Source organism: Pseudomonas sp. PS01303 (assembly GCF_029959385.1).
Taxonomy (GTDB): domain Bacteria; phylum Pseudomonadota; class Gammaproteobacteria; order Pseudomonadales; family Pseudomonadaceae; genus Aquipseudomonas; species Aquipseudomonas rustica.
Genome location: NZ_JASCPK010000018.1, coordinates 44,812 through 65,215, shown reverse-complemented (window position 1 = coordinate 65,215; position 20,404 = coordinate 44,812). Strand labels below are relative to the sequence as shown.

Genomic DNA, 20,404 nt, shown 5'->3' with positions numbered 1-20,404 from the left:
CAGCTCCGCTGTGCCCGTTGGGTTTGATGGTAGGGGGGGATGTAACGGCTGGCAACAGGGTATTTCAGGGTGTGAGTGCGGGGTGTGGGGGGGAGACTTGTTAAGTCGCTGTAGTCCGCGGGCTGGCTCAAACTGTGGCGAGGGGATTTATCCCCGATGGGCTGCGCAGCAGCCCCAAAGTCAGAAAACTCGGTACTTCTGGGGAAATGAGTTGGATGGTTTTGGGGCTGCTTTGCAGCCCATCGGGGATAAATCCCCTCGCCACAGGGGTTGGTGAAACATCAGTTTTTGCGTTTCAGTCCTACAAGCATGGGGGAACTTCCTACAGCCCCCGTCGAACATCACGGCTGCCACTCACTCTTTTCCCCATTCAACTTGCGATCCAGAAAACTCGCCGCACTGATCAACGCCAGATGCGTCAGCGCTTGCGGCGTGTTGCCCAGATGCCGCCCATGGCTGTCGAACTCTTCGGCGTACAGCCCCAACGGATTGGCGTATCTCAGCAATTGTTCAAATTCCAGGTGCGCCTTTTCCACCTGCCCGGCGCGGGCGAGGCATTCGACGTACCAGAATGAGCACGCGGCAAACGCGCCTTCGGTGCCGGACAGTCCATCAATATTGGCGTCATCGTTGCGGTAGCGATAAACCATGCCGTCGCGCACCAGATGTTTTTCAACCGCTTCAAGGGTCGACAACCAGCGCGGATCCTTGGCACTGACGAAACGCACCAGCGGCATCAACAGCATCGAGCCGTCGAGCGCGGTGCCGCCCTTGTACTGGACGAAATGTCCGCGCTCTTCGTCCCAGAAGTTGTCCCAGATGTCGGCGTAGATCGCCTGCCGGGTCTGATCCCATTGCGCGAACGGTGCCGGCAGCGAGCGTTTCGAGGCGAGACGAATTGCCCGATCCAGCGCCACCCAGCACATCAATCGTGAATGCAGAAAATGGTGCTGTTCGCCGCGCATTTCCCAGATGCCGACATCGGTGGTCTGCCAGGTTTCGCAGACCTGATCGACCACTTCGCGCACATGCTTCCAGCCTTCGTGGGAAATCGCGTCACCGTACTTGTTAACCAGATACACCGCGTCCATCAGCTCGCCAAAGATGTCGAGCTGGATCTGGTCGTAAGCACCATTGCCGATACGTACAGGTTTTGCGCCGCCGTGCCCGGACAGATGATCCAGTTCGGTTTCCGGCAACTCCTGTTGCCCATCGATGGCGTACAAAATGTTGAGTTTCATCGGTTGCCCGTGGCAATCGCTGACCCGTCCGCGCAGCCAGCCCATGTAGGCGTTGGCTTCGCCGACAAAGCCCAGACGCATGAACGCGTAGACCGTAAACGAAGCATCGCGGATCCACGTGTAGCGGTAGTCCCAATTGCGCTCGCCGCCCGGTGTTTCCGGCAGGCCGAAGGTCGCAGCAGCGAGGATGGCGCCATGTTTGCGCGAGGTCAGCAGCTTGAGCGCGAGGGCCGAGCGGTTGACTATTTCTCGCCAGCGTCCGCGATAGATCGACTGGCCGAGCCAGTCGCGCCAGAACTTCAGCGTGCGCTCCATGCACAGTTGCGCGGCGCCTTCCTCGAAGCGTGGATCGTCTTCGCCACCGAGCAGGAATGCGGCGGTTTGATCCTGCTTCAAGATGAAGGAGGCGACCGCTGCATTGGCGTCTATCTGCAGCGCTTGATCCGAAGCCAGGCGCAGTGACGGCTGACCTTCGGCGCTGAAAATCACCGTTTGCTCATCCATCCGCGCATGCGTGTCGGCCCGCGCATAATCGTGGCGCACCGCGCAGCGCACGTGAAAAGTCGCCTCGCCGCTGACCACACGAACCCGACGGATAAGCACCGGCAAATCATCCTCGCTGTCGCCAACCGGCAGCAGGTCGGTGACTTCCACCACCGCACGTTCGCTCAGCCAGCGGGTTTGCAAAACATTGGTGTCGGGCAAGTAAATCTGCTCGCGTCGGGCGTCAGGCAAATCCGGTGAGATCTGGAAGATCCCTGCCTCTGGCGTGTCCAGCAAAGAACAGAAAATCGACGGACTGTCGAACTCCGGCCAGCAGAAAAAATCCACGCTGCCGCGATCGTTGACCAGCGCCGCACTGCGCATGTCGCCGATGATGCCGTGGGCGTCGATGGGGCTTTGTCGTTCCAGGTGATGCTCAGCCATTGCCGCGAAACTCCGGATAGAGGCTCATGCCGCCGTCGATAAACAGGGTGGTGCCAACGATGTAATCGGAGGCGTCGGAAGCGAGGAAAACCACCGCGTTGGCGACGTCTTCGACATCACCGATACGGCCGTAAGGAATCAGTTTAAGCAGCTCTTGTTCAGCATCGCCGGTGGTCGCGGCGGCATTGATCGGCGTGCGAATCGCCCCCGGCGCGATGCCGTTGATGCGAATGCGTTGATGGCTGACTTCCTGCGCGAGGGTTTGCATCAACTGATCTACGCCACCCTTGGACGCCGCGTAATTGACGTGGCCGGCCCAAGGAATGCGTTGGTGCACCGAACTCATGTGGATGATCTTGCCGGCGGCGCGGGAGACGCCTTCGCGGACGCCCTGACGATTGAAAATCCGCAGCGCGGCGCGGGCGCAGAGGAACTGCCCGGTGAGGTTGACGCCAATCACCGCGTTCCAGTCGTCCAGCGACATATCCACCGCCGGCGCGTCTTTCTGCATCCCGGAGTTGGCGATCAGAATGTCCAGTGAGCCGAAGGCATCGAGGGATTGGGCGAATAGTCGTTCGACATCGGCTTCCTTGGAAACATCGGCACCGATGGCCAGCGCCTGACCGCCGTCGGCGATGATCTGCCGGGCCAGTGCTTCAGCGGGCTCTGATTGACGGTTGTAATTGATGACCACCGCAGCACCGGCAGCGGCGAGGGCTTTGGCGGCAGCGTGGCCGATGCCGGAGCTGGCGCCGGTGATCAGGGCTACTTGTCCGGTGAGGGAGATGTACATGCGATGGCGCGCCTTGAGTGAGGGCCTATTTAGCTGACTGGTTCGGGGCGCCGAGAGTTCAGAGGCAAGATCAAAAGATCGCAGCGTGCCGCAGCTCCTACAGGAGATCTGCGATCCTTTTGACCTTCCTCACGCCTGAATATGATACCGCGCGCTGTTTTTATGCCATTCCTGGTTGCCCGCAATCCACGTGGTCAAACCTGTCAGGTAACGCCGCACTAAAGGGTCGGCGTCTTTCAGTAGCCGTTGTTCCAGCGCCACGTATTCGCGCATGACCGCATCATGAATATCCGCAGTTTTGTCGATGGCTTCCTGCAGCGAGCAGTCATGTTTGGCCGCCAGCAGATAGGGCAGTTTGAAATCGCCCGTTTCGTTGAGGTGCTCTTTGTAAGCGGAATATAAGTCGTTGAGCAGTGTCGTGACCAAGGATGCCAGCGCACAAATGCGCTGCATCTCTGGCTTGGCGTAGACATTGGCCGGCACTTCATAGCCGCCGATGGGATCGATCAGCACCTGACAAGGCCAGAAGCTGTTGACCTGCCGGCTGGCCAGATACTCGGCGATGGTTGGCTTTGTGCCGTAGAGACGCCACGGCCCCTCGGCCGCCATGGCGACAAACATGGCGATGGTGATTTGTCGCACGCGGGCGACCTGCGATGGCGTGCAGAAATGTGCAACCCGCTTCATGTACGCGAGCAATCCTCTCAACACGGGATCGTTCCTTTGCTGTTGCAGGAGTTCTTTTTTGTAGGGGGGAGGCAAGTAGACCGGGTCTATTCCGGTGACGGCAAATGACAACTTCTCGGCGACTTTTTCGGGGCAGCCACCCAACGATTGATCGTCGCAATAATGATCGTCCACCGCGAACAACGCCGCGAAACATTGCGCTGCCAGTAGCAATCTGTCGGGATCATCGGTGTCTGCATGACACAGCATTGCGTAGCGCCCAAAGTCGCTCGCGCGAATTTTTTCCTGTTTGCCGGCAAAGATACCTATGCGCTTTATCCATGCCATCAGGCGCTTGTTGACGTCCCGGCCCAGCGCTTCATCAATGCGTGTCGGGGGCGGGCAAACAAGTGTGCGGACAACAAAGGGCGGTACGGCGGCGCGCGATTGAGCTGTGTTGGTGGACTGATTCATGGCGAACTCCTTCGGCGGTGGAAGCGATCAGTCGTTGTCATTGAGCAGCGTTTATAAAAGCGCTTTTTGCCCGAGAAGCGCACCTGTCAGACCTGACAGGTGCGCACGGTTTTGCGACGAATGGTCGATGTGCCAACGGCGCTCTGGATGAGCTGCAAAGCCTTCACATTCCACCAACAATTCCCTGCTTCCACGCCACCCGACCCTATGGCAACTTGGCGGCCCTTGATGAGGCTGCAGTCCATGGCAAACCCCTACCGCGAATTGTTCAACGCCCCCGGCGCACGAAATTTTGTCCTGGCCGGGATGATCGCGCGCATGCCGATTTCCATGACGGGCATCGGCGTGATCACCATGCTTTCGCAGTTGAAGGGTGGTTATGCGCTGGCCGGTGGCGTGGCGGCGACGTTTGCCTTGGCCACGGCGTTTTGCGCGCCGCAGGTGTCGCGGCTGGTCGACCGTTTTGGTCAGCGGCGGATTCTGCCGGTGTCGGCGTTGATTGGCGGCGGGGCCCTTTTGCTGTTGTTGCTGTGCACGCGGTTGCAGGCGCCGGTCTGGACGTTGTTTGTGTTTGCCGCGCTGGCCGGTTGCATGCCGAGCATGTCGGCGATGGTGCGGGCGCGCTGGACTGAGATCTATCGCGGTCAGCCGCAATTGCAGACCGCGTACGCGCTGGAATCGGTGCTGGATGAAGTGTGTTTTATCGTCGGCCCGCCGCTTTCAGTTGGTCTGTGCGTCGCGGTCTTCCCCGAGGCCGGGCCGTTGGCGGCGTTGTTGGCGCTGGCGATTGGTGTGACCGCATTCGTGGCTCAGCGCAGCACTGAACCGGCGGTGCATCCGCGTGAGTTGCAGCATCAGGGTTCGATCATTCGCTCGACCGACATTCAATTGTTGCTGGCGCTGATGATCGCCATGGGCATCATCGTCGGCGTGGTCGATGTGGTCAGCGTCGCGTTTGCGCAACAACAGGGGCAGCCGGCGGCGGCGAGCATTGTCTTGTCGGTTTACGCGATTGGCTCGTGCATGGCCGGCATCGCGTTTGGTGCGATGCGCTCGAAACTGCCGCTGCCACGCTTGTTTTTGTACGGCGGCGTGGCGACGGCGGTGACGACATTGCCGCTGTTGTTGGCGAGCAATATCGTCGGGCTGGCCATGGCGGTGTTTGTCGCTGGTTTGTTCTTCGCGCCGACATTGATTGTGGCGATGGCCCTGGTTGAGCGCATCGTGCCGCCGGCCAAGTTGACCGAAGGCCTGACGTGGCTGGTAACCGGATTGAGTATCGGCGTAGCGATTGGTGCGGCGGGTTCTGGCGCACTGGTGGATGCCTATGGCGCGCGCAGCGGGTTCTGGCTGGCGATTGCGGCGGGCGCGGTGGTGCTTGGCTCAGCCGTGAAAAGTTATCGTCATCTCAAATAATTCAATCACAGATAGTGAGTACTTTTGTGGCGAGGGGATTTATCCCCGTTGGGCTGCGCAGCAGCCCCAAAACCATGCAACTCATTCCTTCAGAAGCACCGAGTACTCTGATCTCGGGGCCGCTTCGCAGCCCAACGGGGATAAATCCCCTCGCCACAGGGACGGTGTAAGCGGCGTGGATTGCGCTTTGAGGCGGGATTCGGGTTACCACCCTCGCCCCGAATTCACCCAGAAATTCACCGACAACGACGTCGATACCGACTCCACCTGATGGAACCAGCCCTCCGGCAAGAACAGCAAATCCCCAGCCTCCAGCGTCACCCGCAAAAACGTCACGTCGCGCGCCTTGGGGAAGCGCTGATAGTCCGGCGCATCCGGGTTGAAATCGCAGCCATCCAGTCCACCCTCCGGTGCTGTCGACCACGTGCCCAGGGCTTCACGGTGATGCGGCGCGGCGAGGGTGAAGGTCTTCTGCCCCCAGACCTGCGCGAACAAATTATCGGTATCGTCGCGGTGCAGCGGCGTCAGTGTGCCCTTGGGCCCGATCCAGATTCGCGGCGGAATAAACAGCGACGTATCGAAATAGGCCGGGTACTTGATCTGCTGCATCAACGCCGCCGGCAAGATGTTGTTGCCCATGTAGGCGGGCGGCTCACCGTCCGCACCTTTGACCGCCGGACTGTCCAGCGAAGCGATGAAATCGGCCATCGACGTCGAACGAAAATCCCGTTCGGTGGAGAAGGTTTTCTTCACGTAATCGCCATGGCGGGTGATGCCTTGCAGCTCGGCGAAATGCACCAGCGATTCTTCGCGGCTGAGTTTGAACAGCGGCCAGTCGTGCAATGCGTTGCTGATCACCACGGGAATGCCGTGGGGCAAATAACGGCTTTTGAACTCAGTCACCGATAGCTCCTCGCGGGCACGCCGTTCGACGTTGATCTGGGTCGGCAGGCTGGCGGTGAGCTTTTCGCTGAAACGCGGCGGTGTCGGATAGCGCTTGTTCATGTCGACTTTTTCAGCGACCGCACCGCCACCGTTTCGAGCATGGTCGATGATCTGCGGCAGCATCGTTGCCAGCCCCATGTTGCCGCCAATCTTCAGGCGACCGCTGGCGAACAGTTCCTCGACGTTGGCCATGCCGGCCATGATCCCGAGGAAATCCTGTTCCGCGACTTCAATGGTCACGTCCGGGCTCGCATGGCGGCCAGCCTCGGTGCGGCTGCTGGCCTTGACCTCAGACCAATAAGCCTGCTGCGCGCTAAAAACGAATTGGAAAACACCTTCAATGCCGACGGCGCCGGCATTGGCGAACAGTTTGCTCAGAATGCTCTGCAGATCCACGGTGAATCCTCGTTATTGGTTTTATCTGAACGGTTAACGAGCACCTGTGTGGGCGATTTAGCCGGCGTCGACTAATTTGCCCGGGCAGTCAACCGTTTCTCTCTACAGACGAATTTTTTTGAGGGAAGTGTGGTGACCCAGCTGACTTTGCTGTGCCTGCCGTATTCCGGTGCCAGTGGGATGGTCTATAGCCGCTGGCGACCGAAGTTGCCGCAATGGCTGCAGCTCAAACCGGTGGAGCTGCCGGGGCGTGGTGCGCGCTTTGACGAGCCGCTGCAGACCGATATGCGCGCCTTGGCGATGCAATTGGCCAGGGAGTTACAGCCAACATTGAAGACGCCTTATGCGTTGTTCGGTCATAGCCTCGGTGCGTTGCTGGCCTGTGAGATGGCCCATGCACTGCGGGCCCTGGGTTGCCCTGAGCCGGTGGCGTTGTTCGCGTCCGGCACGGCGGCGCCGACCCAGCGCGCCGACTACGATCGCGGATTTGCCATCGCCAAGACCGATGCCGAGTTGATCGAGCAACTGCGCACGCTCAATGGCACCAGCGAAGAAGTGCTGGCCAATGACGAGTTGATGAGCCTGACCCTGCCGATCCTGCGCGCCGATTTTCTGCTGTGCGGCAAATTCGAGCCGCAGCAGCGACCACTGCTCAACTGCCCGGTGCACGTGCTCGGCGGCAAGGCTGACCGCGCCACCACCGAGCAATTGATCGGCTGGAGCAAGGAAACCTCGGGCAGTTTCTCCGTAGACATGCTCGCCGGCGGGCACTTTTTCATCCATGAGCACGAAGCCAAAGTGCTCAAGGTGATCAAAGACCAGCTCGACGTACACCATCGCCGCCACGCCATGGCCGCGACCGCCTAACCCCATTCCCCGCAAAACCTGTAGGAGCAAAGCTTGCTCGCGATGAGGCCCTCAGTCGACCTTCAAGGTGACTGATACAGCGCTTTCGCGAGCAAGCTTTGCTCCTACAGTTCTGTATTGATCCCTGTCTGATAGTTGTTCTCAATCGCTAATTTTTCCGGTCTGCATTCGTTTTATAGGGACGACGTGCCTTTGTGCTGCCTGCCTACTGATCCGGATGCCAAGAAATGAATGCAGAAGACTCCCTGAAACTCGCTCGCCGGTTTATCGGGTTGCCCCTGGAAAAGCGCCAGATGTTCCTAGCTGCCTTGCAGAGGGAAGGGGTGGATTTTTCGCGGTTTCCGATTCCGGCCGGGGTCGAGGCCGAGGATCGGCAGGCGCTGTCTTATGCCCAGCAACGCATGTGGTTTCTCTGGCATCTTGATCCGCAGAGCGGCGCGTACAACCTGCCGGCGGCGGTGCGCCTGAGCGGGCGGCTGAATCAGCCGGCGCTGGAGCAAGCGTTCGGCAGCCTGATCGAGCGCCATGAAACCTTGCGCACAGTGTTCCAGCAGCAGCCCGACGACAGCCTGCTGCAAGTGCCGCTGCAACAACCGCTGGAGATCCAGCGCGTCGACCTCAGCGATTTACCCGCTGCCGAACGTGAATTACGCGTAGCTGCAGCAGCCGAAGAGCAATCGCTGCTGCCGTTCGATCTCGCCAACGGCCCACTGCTGCGCGTGCGTCTGTTGCATCTGGCCGAGCAGGAACACGTGCTGCTGCTGACCCTGCACCACATCGTTTCCGATGGCTGGTCAATGAACGTGTTGATCGACGAATTCTGTCGCTTTTACGATGCCCACGATCAGGGGCAAGTGGCCGAGCTGGCGCCGATGCCGGTGCAGTACAGCGATTACGCGCTGTGGCAGCGGCGTTGGCTGGAGGCGGGAGAGCAGCAGCGTCAACTCGATTACTGGCTGGCGCAAATGGGCGACGAGCATCCGGTGCTGGAGCTGCCGCTCGACCGTCCGCGCCCGGTATTGCCGAGCAATCGCGGCCGTCGCCATGAGCACGTAGTGGAGGCGGCGCTGGTCGAGCAATTGCGCGGCGTCGCCCGGCAGCATGGCGTCACGCTGTTCATGCTGTTGCTCGGCACCTTCAATATTCTGCTGCACCGTTACACCGGGCAGACCGACCTGCGCGTCGGTGTGCCAATCGCCAACCGTAACCGCCGCGAGATCGAAGGCCTGATCGGATTCTTCGTCAACACTCAGGTGCTGCGCGTGCAACTGGATGGCCAGACACCATTCGCGGATCTGCTCAGCGCGCTCAAGGAAACCGCGCTCGGTGCTCAGGCGCATCAGGATCTGCCGTTCGAGCGGCTGGTCGAGGCGCTGAAACTGGAACGCAGCCTGAGTTACAACCCGCTGTTCCAGGTGATGTACAACCACCAGCCGGAAGTCGCTGACGTCACCACCCTCAAGGTCGGCAGCGGTCTGGAACTCGGCGTGATCGAATGGGAAAGTCGCAGCACCCAGTTCGACCTGAGCCTGGATACCTACGAAAAGGGCGGCCAGTTGCACGCTGCGTTCACCTACGCCAGCGACCTGTTCGACGGCACAACCATCGAACGCATGGCGCGGCACTGGACACATCTGCTGCACAGCATCGTCAGCGATCCACAGCAACGGGTCGGCGAGATCGGTTTGCTGCAAGCGCAGGAGCTTGAGCAACTGACTCAGGACTGGGGGCGTCACGACACAACATGGCCGAGCGAGCGCCCGGTGCATGAGCTGTTCGAAGCGCAGGCCGCGCAAACACCTGATGCCATCGCGCTGATTTTCGACGGTCAGCAACTCACTTATGCACAGCTCAACGCCCGCGCCAATCGTCTGGCTCGCACATTGCTGGCGCAGGGCGTCGGCCCGGAAGTGCTGGTCGGCGTTGCGGTTGATCGCGGGCTGGAGCTGATCGTTGCCATTATCGCCGTGCTCAAGGCTGGCGGCGCGTATGTGCCGCTGGATCCGCAATACCCGCGCGACCGCTTGCTGTGCATGATCGACGACAGCGGCAGTCGTTTGCTGCTGACGCAAAGCCATTTACTCGAGCGTCTGCCGGTGCCGCACAACGTGCGCAGCCTGTGCCTCGATCAAGCCGGAGCGTGGGAATTTACCGACGACAGCAATCCGCAACGCGCGGTGTGGGCGGATAACCTCGCCTATGTGATGTTCACGTCGGGCTCCACCGGCCGCCCTAAAGGCGTCGGCATCAGCCACGGTGCGTTGAGCAAACACGCCTTCGCTTCGCAGCATTACTACGCCTTGAGCGCCGCCGATTGCGCGCTGCAATTCGCCACGTTCAACTTCGATGCCTTCGGCGAGCAACTGTTTGGCCCGCTGACCTGCGGCGCCTCGGTGGTGCTGCGCGGCAACGAAGTCTGGGACAGCGAAACCCTGTATCGAAATATCGTCGCGCACGGCATCACGGTCATGGACTTGACCACCGCTTACTGGAACATGATTGCCAAGGAATTCGCCGCCGCCGGCCCGCGTGATTACGCCGCGCTGCGTCAGGTTCACAGCGGCGGTGAAGCAATGCCGCCGGAAGGTGTGCAGGCCTGGCGCGTGGCCGGGCTGGAGCACGTCAAGTTGCTCAACACCTACGGCCCGACTGAGGCCACCGTCACCGCAACCACGCTGGATTGCAGCGATTACGTGTTCGGTCGTCAGCCGTTGCCGCTGACCATGCCGATAGGTCAGCCATTGCCGGGACGTCATGCCTATCTGCTGGATGCTGACGCTCAGCCGACGCCGATTGGCGTGGTCGGTGAACTGCTGATTGGCGGTGAGTTGCTGGCGCGGGGTTACTTCCAGCGCGCGGATCTGACCGCTGAACGTTTTATCCCAGATCCATTTTCCACCACGGGTGCGCGTCTTTACCGCACTGGCGACCTTGCGCGTTACAACGCCAATGGCCAGATCGAATACGTTGGCCGCGTTGACCATCAAGTAAAAATCCGTGGTTTCCGTATCGAACTTGGCGAAGTCGAAGCGCGCCTGTTAGAACTCGATGCCGTCAAAGAAGCCGTGGTGCTGGCAGTGCAGGGTGGCAGCAGCCTGCAACTGGTGGCGTATGTGGTGCCGAAAGACACCGCTGTGGTTGCCTCTTCAACCGAAGCCCAAGGCGCTGCGCGCGAAGCGATCAAAGCGCAACTCAAGGACAGCCTGCCGGATTACATGGTGCCGACGCAGCTGTTGTTCCTCGGTGCATTGCCGCTGAGTCCCAACGGCAAACTCGATCGCAAAGCACTGCCGGCGCCGGACGCCAGCCAGATGCAGCAAGCGTTTGTCGCGCCGCGCAGTGCGCTGGAACAGAAAATCGCAGCCATCTGGCAGGACGTGCTCAAGCTCGAACAGGTCGGTCTGACCGACAACTTCTTCGAGCTGGGCGGTGACTCGATCATCTCGATTCAAGTGGTCAGTCGTTCGCGTCAGGCCGGGATTCATTTCAGCCCGCGCGACCTGTTCCAGCATCAGACCGTGCAAGGTCTGGCCAGCGTCGCCCAGCAAGGCAACGTCGCTGTAAGCATCGATCAAGGCCCGGTCAGCGGTGAGTTGCCGCTGCTGCCGATCCAGCAGACGTTCTTCGCCGAAGACATTCCTCAGCGTCACCACTGGAACCAGGCAGTGCTGCTGCGCAGTCATCAAGTTCTGAATACCGAGGCACTGTGGCAGGCGTTGAATGCCTTGCTGGTGCAGCACGATGCTTTGCGTTCACGCTTCGTCGAAAGCGCTGAGGGTTGGCGTGCAGAAGTGGCGCCGGTCGCGACGGATCCTGAGCTGTTGTGGACGGCTGACCGTGTCTGCGCTGATGATCTGCAGGGGCTGTACGCCAAGGCCCAGCAAAGCCTGAACCTGCAAAACGGCCCACTGTTGCGCGCGGTACTGGCGAACGTCGCCGATGGCAGTCAGCGTCTGTTGCTGGCCGTGCATCACCTGGCGGTGGACGGTGTTTCGTGGCGGATTTTGCTCGAAGATTTGCAACAGGCTTATCAGCAAGCAGTGCAAGGCACGAGCATCAAACTGCCGGCCAAGACCAGTTCGTACAAAGCCTGGGGCGAACATCTGCAAACCTATGCCGCGACTGACGCGGTGCAGGCCGAGCTGCGTTTCTGGCAGCAACAACTCGACGGCGCGGCGCTGGATCTGCCGTGCGACAACCCGCAGGGCAGCTTGCAAAGTCGCCACGCTCAGGTGCTGCACAGTCGCCTCGACAAAGCTTTCACCCAGCAACTGCTGCAACAGGCGCCGGCGGCTTATCGCACGCAGGTCAACGACCTGTTGCTGACGGCGCTGGCGCGGGTGATCTGCCGCTGGAGCGGACACGCCGACACACTGATTCAACTGGAAGGTCACGGTCGCGAAGACCTGTTCGACGACGTCGACCTGACCCGCACTGTCGGCTGGTTCACCAGCCTGTTCCCGGTGCGCCTGACCCCGGCCGATTCGCTGGCGGGCGCGATCAAGCAGATCAAGGAACAACTGCGCGCGATCCCCAGCAAGGGCATCGGTTTTGGCGTGCTGCGTTACCTCGGCGACGACGCGGCGCAAGCGTCGCTCAAAGCGCTGCCGCTGCCGCGCATCACCTTCAACTACCTCGGCCAGTTCGACGGCAGTTTCGATGCCGAAGAGGGCGCACTGTTCAGCCCGGCCGGTGAGCGCGCCGGGCAGGAGCAAAGTCTCGATGCGCCGCTGGACAACTGGCTGGGCGTCGAAGGCCAGGTTTACGACGGTGAACTCGACCTGCGCTGGACGTTCAGCCGCGAGCAGTTCAACGAGGCGACCATCGCCCGTCTGGCCGACGAATACACTGCTGAACTGCAAGCGCTGATCAGCCATTGCTGCCTGCCGGAAAGCATGGGCATCACGCCGTCGGACTTCCCGCTGGCGCACATCGCTCAGGCGCAACTGGATGCGATCGCAGTGCCAGCCGCCGGCATCGAAGACATTTATCCGCTGTCGCCGATGCAGCAGGGCATGCTGTTCCACACCTTGTATGAACAGGGCACCGGCACTTATATCAACCAGCTTTGCGTCGATGTCGACGGCCTCGACCCCGAGCGTTTTCGTGCGGCGTGGCAAGCGACCATGGACGCCCACGACATCCTGCGCAGCGGTTTTATCTGGCAGGGTGAATTGCAGGAGCAACTGCAGATCATCCATCGTCGTCTCGAGTTGCCGTACGCCTTGCTCGACTGGCGCGCGCGCCCTGACATCGCGCAGGCACTGAAGGATTTCACGGCTGCCGATCTGGCGCAGGGCTTCGATTTGACCGCGGCCGGCCTGCTGCGCGTAACGCTGATTCAAATCGCCGATCAGCGTCATCACCTGATCTTCACCAACCACCACATTCTCATGGACGGTTGGAGCAGCGCGCAGATGCTCGGCGAAGTGCTGCAGCGTTATACCGGCCAGCAACCGCCGCGTCCGCTAAGCCGTTACGCCGATTACATCCAGTGGCTGCAACGTCAGGACGGCGCCGTCAGCGAAGCGTTCTGGCTGGCGCAACTGGCCGACTTCCACGAACCGACCGTGCTCGCGCAAGCGGCGGCGGGTGGCGGTGAGGTGCGTGCCGAGCGCGGGCATGCGCTCAAGCATTACGCGCTCGAAGCAGCGCGTACGCAACGCCTGAACGAGTTTGCCCGGCAGCAGAAAGTCACCGCTAACACCTTGGTGCAAGCCGCGTGGTTGCTGCTGTTGCAGCGTTACACCGGCAGCGCTTGCGTGGCGTTCGGCACCACCGTCGCCGGGCGTCCGGCGGAACTGGTTGGCATCGAGCAGCAAGTCGGTTTGTTCATCAACACCTTGCCGGTGATCGCCGGTTCGCGTCCGGATCAAAGCGTAGCCGCATGGCTGGCGGCGGTGCAGGCGCAGAACCTCAGCCTGCGCGAGTTCGAACACACGCCGCTGGCGAACATTCAGCGTTGGGCCGGGCAGGGCGGCGAGTCGTTGTTCGACACGCTGCTGGTGTTCGAAAACTTCCCGATTTCCGAGGCGCTGCAACACGGCACTGCACAAGGCGTGGTGTTTGGTGAAGTGGCCAACCAGGATCAGACGCACTACCCGCTGACGTTGGGCGTGACGCTGGGTGAAACCCTCGCGTTGCACATGAGTTTTGATCAGGCGCATTTCAGTGTTGCGACTGTCGAGCGTCTCAGCGCGCAACTGCTGCACCTGCTGGATCAATTCGCCGAATCTGCCGAACGTCGTCTCGGTGAAATCGCCTTGGCAACGGCCGAAGAACACACCCGGCAGATCCTTGAAAACCAACCGCAGGCGTACCCGGTCGAACTCGCCGTGCATCAGCGCTATGCCCGATTGGCGGCGCAACAGCCGGATCGCACCGCAGTGATTTTCGACGGCAAGCATTTCAGCTACGGCGACATCGATGCCCGCGCCAACCGTCTCGCCCATGAACTGGTGGCGCATGGCGTTGGCGCCGAAGTGCGTGTCGGTGTCGCGCTGCCGCGCAGCGAAGGTTTGATTGTCGCGCTGCTGGCGGTGCTCAAGGCCGGCGGCGCTTACGTACCGCTGGACACCAGTTACCCACGCGAGCGGCTGGCGTATCTGATGGAGGATTCCGGTCTGGCGCTGTTGCTGACCGATTCGCGGGTGACGGCGCAATTGCCGATCGCTGACACCCTGACCGTGCTGGAACTCGATCACCTCGACCTCAGCGCGCACCCGGCGCAGGCACCGATCGTGGCGCTGGATCCGCACAACCTTGCGTACGTGATTTACACCTCGGGTTCCACCGGCAACCCGAAAGGCGTCAGCGTCAGCCACGGCCCGCTGGCCATGCACTGTCTGGCCATCGGTGAGCGCTACGAAATGCGCGACAGCGATTGCGAATTCCACTTCATGTCGTTCGCCTTCGACGGCGCCCACGAGCGCTGGCTGACCAGCCTGACCCACGGCGGCTCGCTGCTGATTCGCGACGACAGCCTGTGGACGCCGGAGCAGACCTACAACGCGATGATCGAGCACGGCGTGACCGTGGTCGCGTTCCCGCCGGTGTACTTGCAACAACTGGCCGAGCACGCCGAACGGGTCGGCAATCCGCCCAAGGTGCGTATCTACTGCTTCGGCGGCGATGCGGTACCGAGCGCCAGTTTCGAACGGGTCAAGCGGGCGCTGAATCCCGAGTACATCATCAACGGCTACGGCCCGACCGAAACCGTGGTCACGCCGCTGATCTGGAAGGCCGGTCGCGACGAACCGTGCGGCGCCGCGTACGCGCCAATCGGCAGCCGCATCGGTGATCGCAGCGCCTACGTGCTGGACGCCGATCTGAATCTGTTGCCGCAAGGCATGGCCGGTGAGTTGTATCTGGGCGGCAGCGGTGTGGCGCGGGGTTACCTGAACCGCCCGGCGATGACCGCCGAGCGTTTTGTCGCTGACCCGTTCAGCCGCAGCGGCGGCGTGCTGTATCGCACCGGCGACTTGGTGCGCCAGCGCGCTGACGGCACGTTCGACTATCTGGAACGTATCGACAATCAGGTGAAAATCCGTGGCTTCCGCATCGAACTCGGCGAGATCGAAGCCAGTCTGCAAGCCCTTGATGGCGTGCGCGAAGCGGTGGTCGTGGCGCAGGAAAGCGCCGGCAGCAAACGCCTGGTCGCCTACGTGGTCAGCGATTCGCCGCGCGAAGATTTTGCCGAGCAACTGCGTGAACAACTCAAGGCCACGCTGCCGGCGCACATGGTTCCAGCCTACGTTTTGCGTCTGAAGCGCATGCCGCTGACCCCGAACGGCAAGCTCGATCGCAAGAACCTGCCGAAGCCGGATGTCAGCCAATTGCAGCAAGTCTATGTCGCGCCGCAAAGCGCGCTGGAGCAGCAACTGGCGACCATCTGGCAGGACGTGTTGAAGCTGGAACGCGTCGGCCTCAGCGATAACTTCTTCGAGCTGGGCGGCGATTCGATCATCTCCATTCAAGTGGTCAGCCGTGCGCGTCAGGCCGGATTGCGCTTTACCCCGAAGGATCTGTTCCAGCATCAGACCATTCAGGCGCTGGCCGCCGTGGTGCAAACCGGCGAGCCGCTGCAACTGATCGATCAACAACCGGTGACCGGTGCAACGGCGCTGCTGCCGATTCATCAATGGTTCTTCGCCCACCCGATTCCTGATCGTCATCACTGGAACCAGTCGGTGATGCTCAAACCGACCCAGGCACTCGACGCACAAGTGCTCGAACAAGCACTGGACGCACTGGTAGCGCATCACGACAGTCTGCGTCTGGACTTTGCCGAACAGGCGCAAGGCTGGTCGGCGCAGTACCGCGATGTCGCGACGCAAGCGGGCGAAACCGTGCTGTGGCAAGTCGAGGTCGCCGATCTGGCGGCGCTCGAAGCGCTGGGCAATCAGGCTCAGCGCAGCCTGCAATTGAGTGACGGTTCGCTGATTCGCGCGGTGCTGGCGAACCTCGCTGATGGCACTCATCGCTTGTTATTGGTGGTTCACCATTTGGTGGTCGATGGCGTGTCATGGCGGATTCTGTTCGAAGATCTGCAGAGCGCTTATCGGCAGATTCTGGCGGGTGCGACTGTGCAACTGCCGGCCAAAACCAGTGCGGTCAAAGCCTGGGCCGAGGCGCTGCAAGACTACGCCGCGAGTGCGCCGCTGCAGGCCGAACTGGGTTTCTGGCAACAACAACTGCAAGGCGTTTCGACTGAGTTGCCTTGCGACAACCCGCACGCCGGTCAGCAACACAATCAGGCGCAATCGATCCGCACGCAACTGGACAAAGCCCTGACCCGTCAGCTGTTGCAGGAAGCCCCGGCGGCCTACCGCACGCAAGTCAATGACCTGCTGCTGACCGCGCTGGCGCGGGTGATGGTGCGCTGGACCGGCGACGACAGTGTGCTGGTGCAACTGGAAGGTCATGGTCGCGAAGACCTGTTCGACAACGTCGATCTGACCCGCACCGTTGGCTGGTTCACCAGCGTGTTCCCGGCGAGATTGGCGCCGGTCGCCGACCTCGGCGCTTCGCTGAAGCAGATCAAGGAGCAACTGCGTGCGATCCCCAACAAAGGCATCGGTTTCGGTGCCCTCGCGCACCTTGGCGACGCCGCTGCACAGCAAGCGCTACAAGCCTTGCCGAAACCGCGCCTGACCTTCAACTACCTCGGCCAGTTCGACGGCAGCTTCGATGCCGGCGACGACGCCTTGTTCGTGCCGACCAGCGAATCCGGCGGCGAAGAAGTCAACATGGCCGGCCCGCTGGGCAGCCCGTTGGCGCTGGACGGCAAAGTCTTCGGCGGTGAGCTGGATCTGAGCTGGACGTTCAGCAGCGAGATGTTCAACCCGGCGACGATCCAGCGTCTGGCCGACGATTACCTGCAAGAGCTCACTGCACTGATCGCGCATTGCTGCGACAGCGCCAATCGTGGCGTGACCCCTTCGGACTTCCCGCTGGCGACGCTGACGCAGGCGCAACTCGACGTGTTGGTGCATCAGCCGCAGTCCGTCGATGACATCTACCCGCTGTCGCCGATGCAGCAGGGCATGCTGTTCCACACCTTGCTCGAACAGGGCGGTGGCGACTACATCAACCAGATGCGTCTGGACGTCGACGGCGTTGATCCGCAGCGTTTCCGCGCGGCGTGGCAAGCGGTGGTCGATGCGCACGACATTCTGCGCACCGGGTTCTTCTGGCAGGGCGATCTGGATCAACCCGTTCAAGTTGTGCAGCGTCATCTCGACGTACCGTTCCGCGTGCTCGACTGGAGCGCTCAGACTGATCTGGACGCGGCACTGCAAACCCTTGCCGATGACGAGCGCGCACAAGGCTTGGATTTGAGCGCTGCACCGCTGATGCGCCTGGTCTTGGTGCGCATTGCTGCCGATCGTCATCACTTGATCTACACCAACCACCACATCCTGATGGACGGCTGGAGCAGCGCGCAGTTGCTCGGCGAGGTGTTGCAGCATTACAGCGGTGAAACGGTGGCGCGGCCGAGTGGGCGTTATCGCGATTACATTGGTTGGTTGCAGCGTCAGGACGCCGGTGCCGCGCAAGCCTTCTGGCTCGAGCAATTGCGTGAACTGGATGAGCCGGTGCGTCTGGCGCAGGTGTTTGCGGCGCCGACGCAAAACGTCGAGCCTCACGCTTATGCGCAGCATCGGGTGCAGCTGGATTCGGAACAGACTCAGCGTTTGAGCGACTTTGCCCGCGATGCGAAAGTGACGGTCAACACGCTGGTGCAAGCGGCCTGGCTGCTGCTGTTGCAGCGTTACAGCGGCAAATCCTGCGTGGCGTTCGGCGCGACGGTGTCGGGGCGTCCGGCGGATCTGCTCGGTGTAGAACAGCAGATCGGGCTGTTCATCAACACCTTGCCGGTCATTGCCAGCCCGCGTCCGGAGCAGCGTCTCGGCGACTGGTTGCACGGCGTGCAGGCGCAGAATCTGGCGCTACGCGAGTTCGAACACACTGCGTTGTTCGACATTCAGCGCTGGGCGGGATTGGGCGGTGAGGCGCTGTTCGACACTATTCTGGTGTTCGAGAACTACCCGATTTCCGAGGCGCTGGAACAGAGCTCGCCGCAAGGCCTGCGTTTCGGTGCCGTGGATAATCTGGAACAAACCAACTATCCGCTGACGCTGTCGGTCAGTCTCGCTGCCGAACTGGCGGTGCAATTCAGCTATCAGTGCGCACAGTTCGCTCCTGCTTCGGTCGAGCAAATGGGCCTGCACCTGCAACGCTTGATGCTGCAAATGATCGACGGCAGCGAACGTGCACTGGGTGAATTGAATCTGCTCGACGCCGCCGAAACCGATCAGCAACTGTTGGCGTGGAATGCCAGCGCAGCGCCTTGGCCCGAGTCGCGTTGCATCCACCGGTTGATCGAAACGCGCGCCAGCCAGACGCCTGACGCGACAGCGCTGGTGTTCGGTGAGCAATGTCTGACTTACGCCGAGCTGAATGCGCAGGCCAACCGTCTGGCCCATCGCCTGATTGCCCAAGGGGTTGGCCCGGATCGTCTGGTCGGCATCGCTTTGGAGCGCGGCGTGGAGATGATCGTCGGCTTGCTGGCGATCCTCAAGGCCGGTGGCGCTTACGTGCCGCTGGATCCGCAGTACCCGAGCGATCGTTTGGCGCACATGATCGAAGACAGCGGTTTGCAGTTGTTGCTGACTCAAGCGTCGTTGCTGCAAGTGCTGCCAATTCCGGCCGGTGTGCAGACGCTGGTGCCGGGCTCCCTCGAAGAGCCGATCAGCGCTGCACAGGCGGCCAATCCGCAGGTGGCGGTCGACGGCGATAACCTCAGCTATGCGATCTACACCTCGGGTTCCACCGGCAAGCCAAAAGGCGTGATGGTGCGCCACGCGGCACTGGTCAATTTTGTCGCGAGCATGGCCCGTGAGCCGGGGCTTGTGGCGACTGACCGCGTGCTGTCGCTGACCACCTTCTCCTTCGATATCTTCGGGCTCGAGTTGTACGGCGCGCTGTTCAGCGGGGCTTGCGTGGTGCTGGTGGACAAGCAGAGTGCGCACGACCCGCAGGCGCTGCTGCAGATCATCGATCAACAGCAGGTCAGCGTGGTTCAGGCGACGCCGTCGACCTGGCGGATGTTGCTTGATCATCCACAGGCTGCACGGCTCGCGGGGCGTAAATGCCTGTGTGGCGGTGAAGCGCTGGCCGAGGATCTGGCCGCGCGTCTGCTGAAGGTCGCCGGCCAAGTCTGGAACCTTTACGGGCCGACGGAAACGACGATCTGGTCAGCGGCTTATCAACTGACGGCCGAGCAGCGCCAGCCTTACCTTGGTGGGCCGATTGCCAACACCACGCTGCACATTCTCGGCGAACACTTTGCGCCAAACCCGGCCGGTGTGATCGGTGAATTGCTGATCGGTGGCGATGGTCTTGCGCGGGGTTATCACGAGCGGCCGGCGCTGACCGCCGAGCGCTTCCTGCCCGACCCGTTCGGCATCGGTGCGCGGCTGTATCGCACCGGTGACCTGGCGCGTTATCGCGCTGACGGGGTGATCGAGTACCTCGGGCGCGTTGACCATCAGGTGAAAATTCGTGGCTTCCGCATCGAGCTGGGTGAAATCGAAGCCTGCCTGTTGGCGCAGCCGTCGATTCGCGAAGCTGCGGTGGTGGCGCAGGAAGGGCCGGGTGGCTTGCAACTGGTGGCCTACCTGATTGCGGCGAAGCCAGAGGACGCCGAGCCCGCAGCCCTGCGCGACGCGTTGAAATCGGCGCTGGCTCCGTTACTGCCCGACTACATGATGCCGGCGCACTGGATGCTGCTGGAACGTTTCCCGCTGACCCCCAACGGCAAGCTCGACCGCAAGGCGCTGCCGCTGCCGGACGCCAACCAACTGCTGCGCGCCTACGTGGCGCCGGATGGGGCGCTGGAACACAGCGTGGCCGCCATCTGGCAAGACGTGCTCAAACTCGACCGGGTAGGGCGCGACGACAACTTCTTTGAACTGGGTGGACATTCACTGTTGGCGACTCAGGCCACCGCGCGCCTGCAACTGGAGCAAGGGGCGGCGGTGCCGCTGGACCTGCTGTTCCGCACCGCATCGCTGCGCGAGTACGCCGAGCAACTGGCTGTTCACCTGACCCCTCACTCCAGCGAAGACCTGAGTGAGATGCATGATTTCCTGGCAGACCTGGAGACCCTTTGAAA

General features: G+C 61.5%; 7 protein-coding genes. 3 read left to right on the top strand and 4 right to left on the bottom strand.

Annotated features, from left to right (window positions below; translation table 11 throughout):
• Window positions 1-341: 341 nt before the first annotated feature.
• From QMX93_RS08555 to QMX93_RS08545, 3 genes are all read right to left on the bottom strand, one after another.
• Window positions 342-2,168, bottom strand: a complete 1,827-nt coding sequence (locus QMX93_RS08555; RefSeq protein WP_282354595.1) for a glycoside hydrolase family 15 protein — start codon at window positions 2,166-2,168, stop codon at window positions 342-344.
• The gene (locus tag QMX93_RS08550; RefSeq protein WP_282354593.1) at window positions 2,161-2,961 is read right to left on the bottom strand and encodes a glucose 1-dehydrogenase; all 801 of its coding nucleotides are present in this window, start codon (window positions 2,959-2,961) and stop codon (window positions 2,161-2,163) included. Before QMX93_RS08550 ends, QMX93_RS08555 begins: the two co-directional genes overlap by 8 nt.
• Before the next feature lie 129 nt (window positions 2,962-3,090).
• Complete coding sequence (locus QMX93_RS08545) at window positions 3,091-4,101, bottom strand: hypothetical protein (protein WP_282354591.1); 1,011 nt, start codon at window positions 4,099-4,101, stop codon at window positions 3,091-3,093.
• Between the two features lie 243 nt (window positions 4,102-4,344).
• Here QMX93_RS08545 and QMX93_RS08540 point away from each other — a divergent pair, with 243 nt between their 5' ends.
• Window positions 4,345-5,517 (top strand): MFS transporter, encoded by a 1,173-nt coding sequence (locus tag QMX93_RS08540; protein WP_282354589.1) that lies wholly within the window; start codon window positions 4,345-4,347, stop codon window positions 5,515-5,517.
• 204 nt (window positions 5,518-5,721) lie between these two features.
• Here the strand turns inward: QMX93_RS08540 and QMX93_RS08535 are convergent, their stop codons facing one another.
• Entirely contained in the window at window positions 5,722-6,858 is a 1,137-nt protein-coding gene (locus QMX93_RS08535) for a cupin-like domain-containing protein (protein WP_282354587.1), read from the bottom strand.
• 132 nt (window positions 6,859-6,990) lie between these two features.
• On the opposite strand from QMX93_RS08535, the gene QMX93_RS08530 reads away from it, so the two are divergent.
• Window positions 6,991-7,725, top strand: coding sequence for an alpha/beta fold hydrolase (locus tag QMX93_RS08530; protein WP_282354584.1), 735 nt, complete (start codon window positions 6,991-6,993; stop codon window positions 7,723-7,725).
• Window positions 7,726-7,952: 227 nt separating this feature from the next.
• A complete protein-coding gene (locus QMX93_RS08525) occupies window positions 7,953-20,402 on the top strand; it encodes a non-ribosomal peptide synthase/polyketide synthase (protein WP_282354582.1) in 12,450 nt (4,149 codons plus the stop codon).
• Window positions 20,403-20,404: the final 2 nt, after the last annotated feature.

Bases quoted from the DNA above. Each gene is read 5' to 3' on its own strand.
- QMX93_RS08540 (WP_282354589.1), top strand. From the start codon at position 4,345: ATGGCAAACCCCTACCGCGAATTGTTCAACGCCCCCGGCGCACGAAAT.
- QMX93_RS08555 (WP_282354595.1), bottom strand. From the start codon at position 2,168: ATGGCTGAGCATCACCTGGAACGACAAAGCCCCATCGACGCCCACGGC.
- QMX93_RS08525 (WP_282354582.1), top strand. From the start codon at position 7,953: ATGAATGCAGAAGACTCCCTGAAACTCGCTCGCCGGTTTATCGGGTTG.
- QMX93_RS08545 (WP_282354591.1), bottom strand. From the start codon at position 4,101: ATGAATCAGTCCACCAACACAGCTCAATCGCGCGCCGCCGTACCGCCC.
- QMX93_RS08550 (WP_282354593.1), bottom strand. From the start codon at position 2,961: ATGTACATCTCCCTCACCGGACAAGTAGCCCTGATCACCGGCGCCAGC.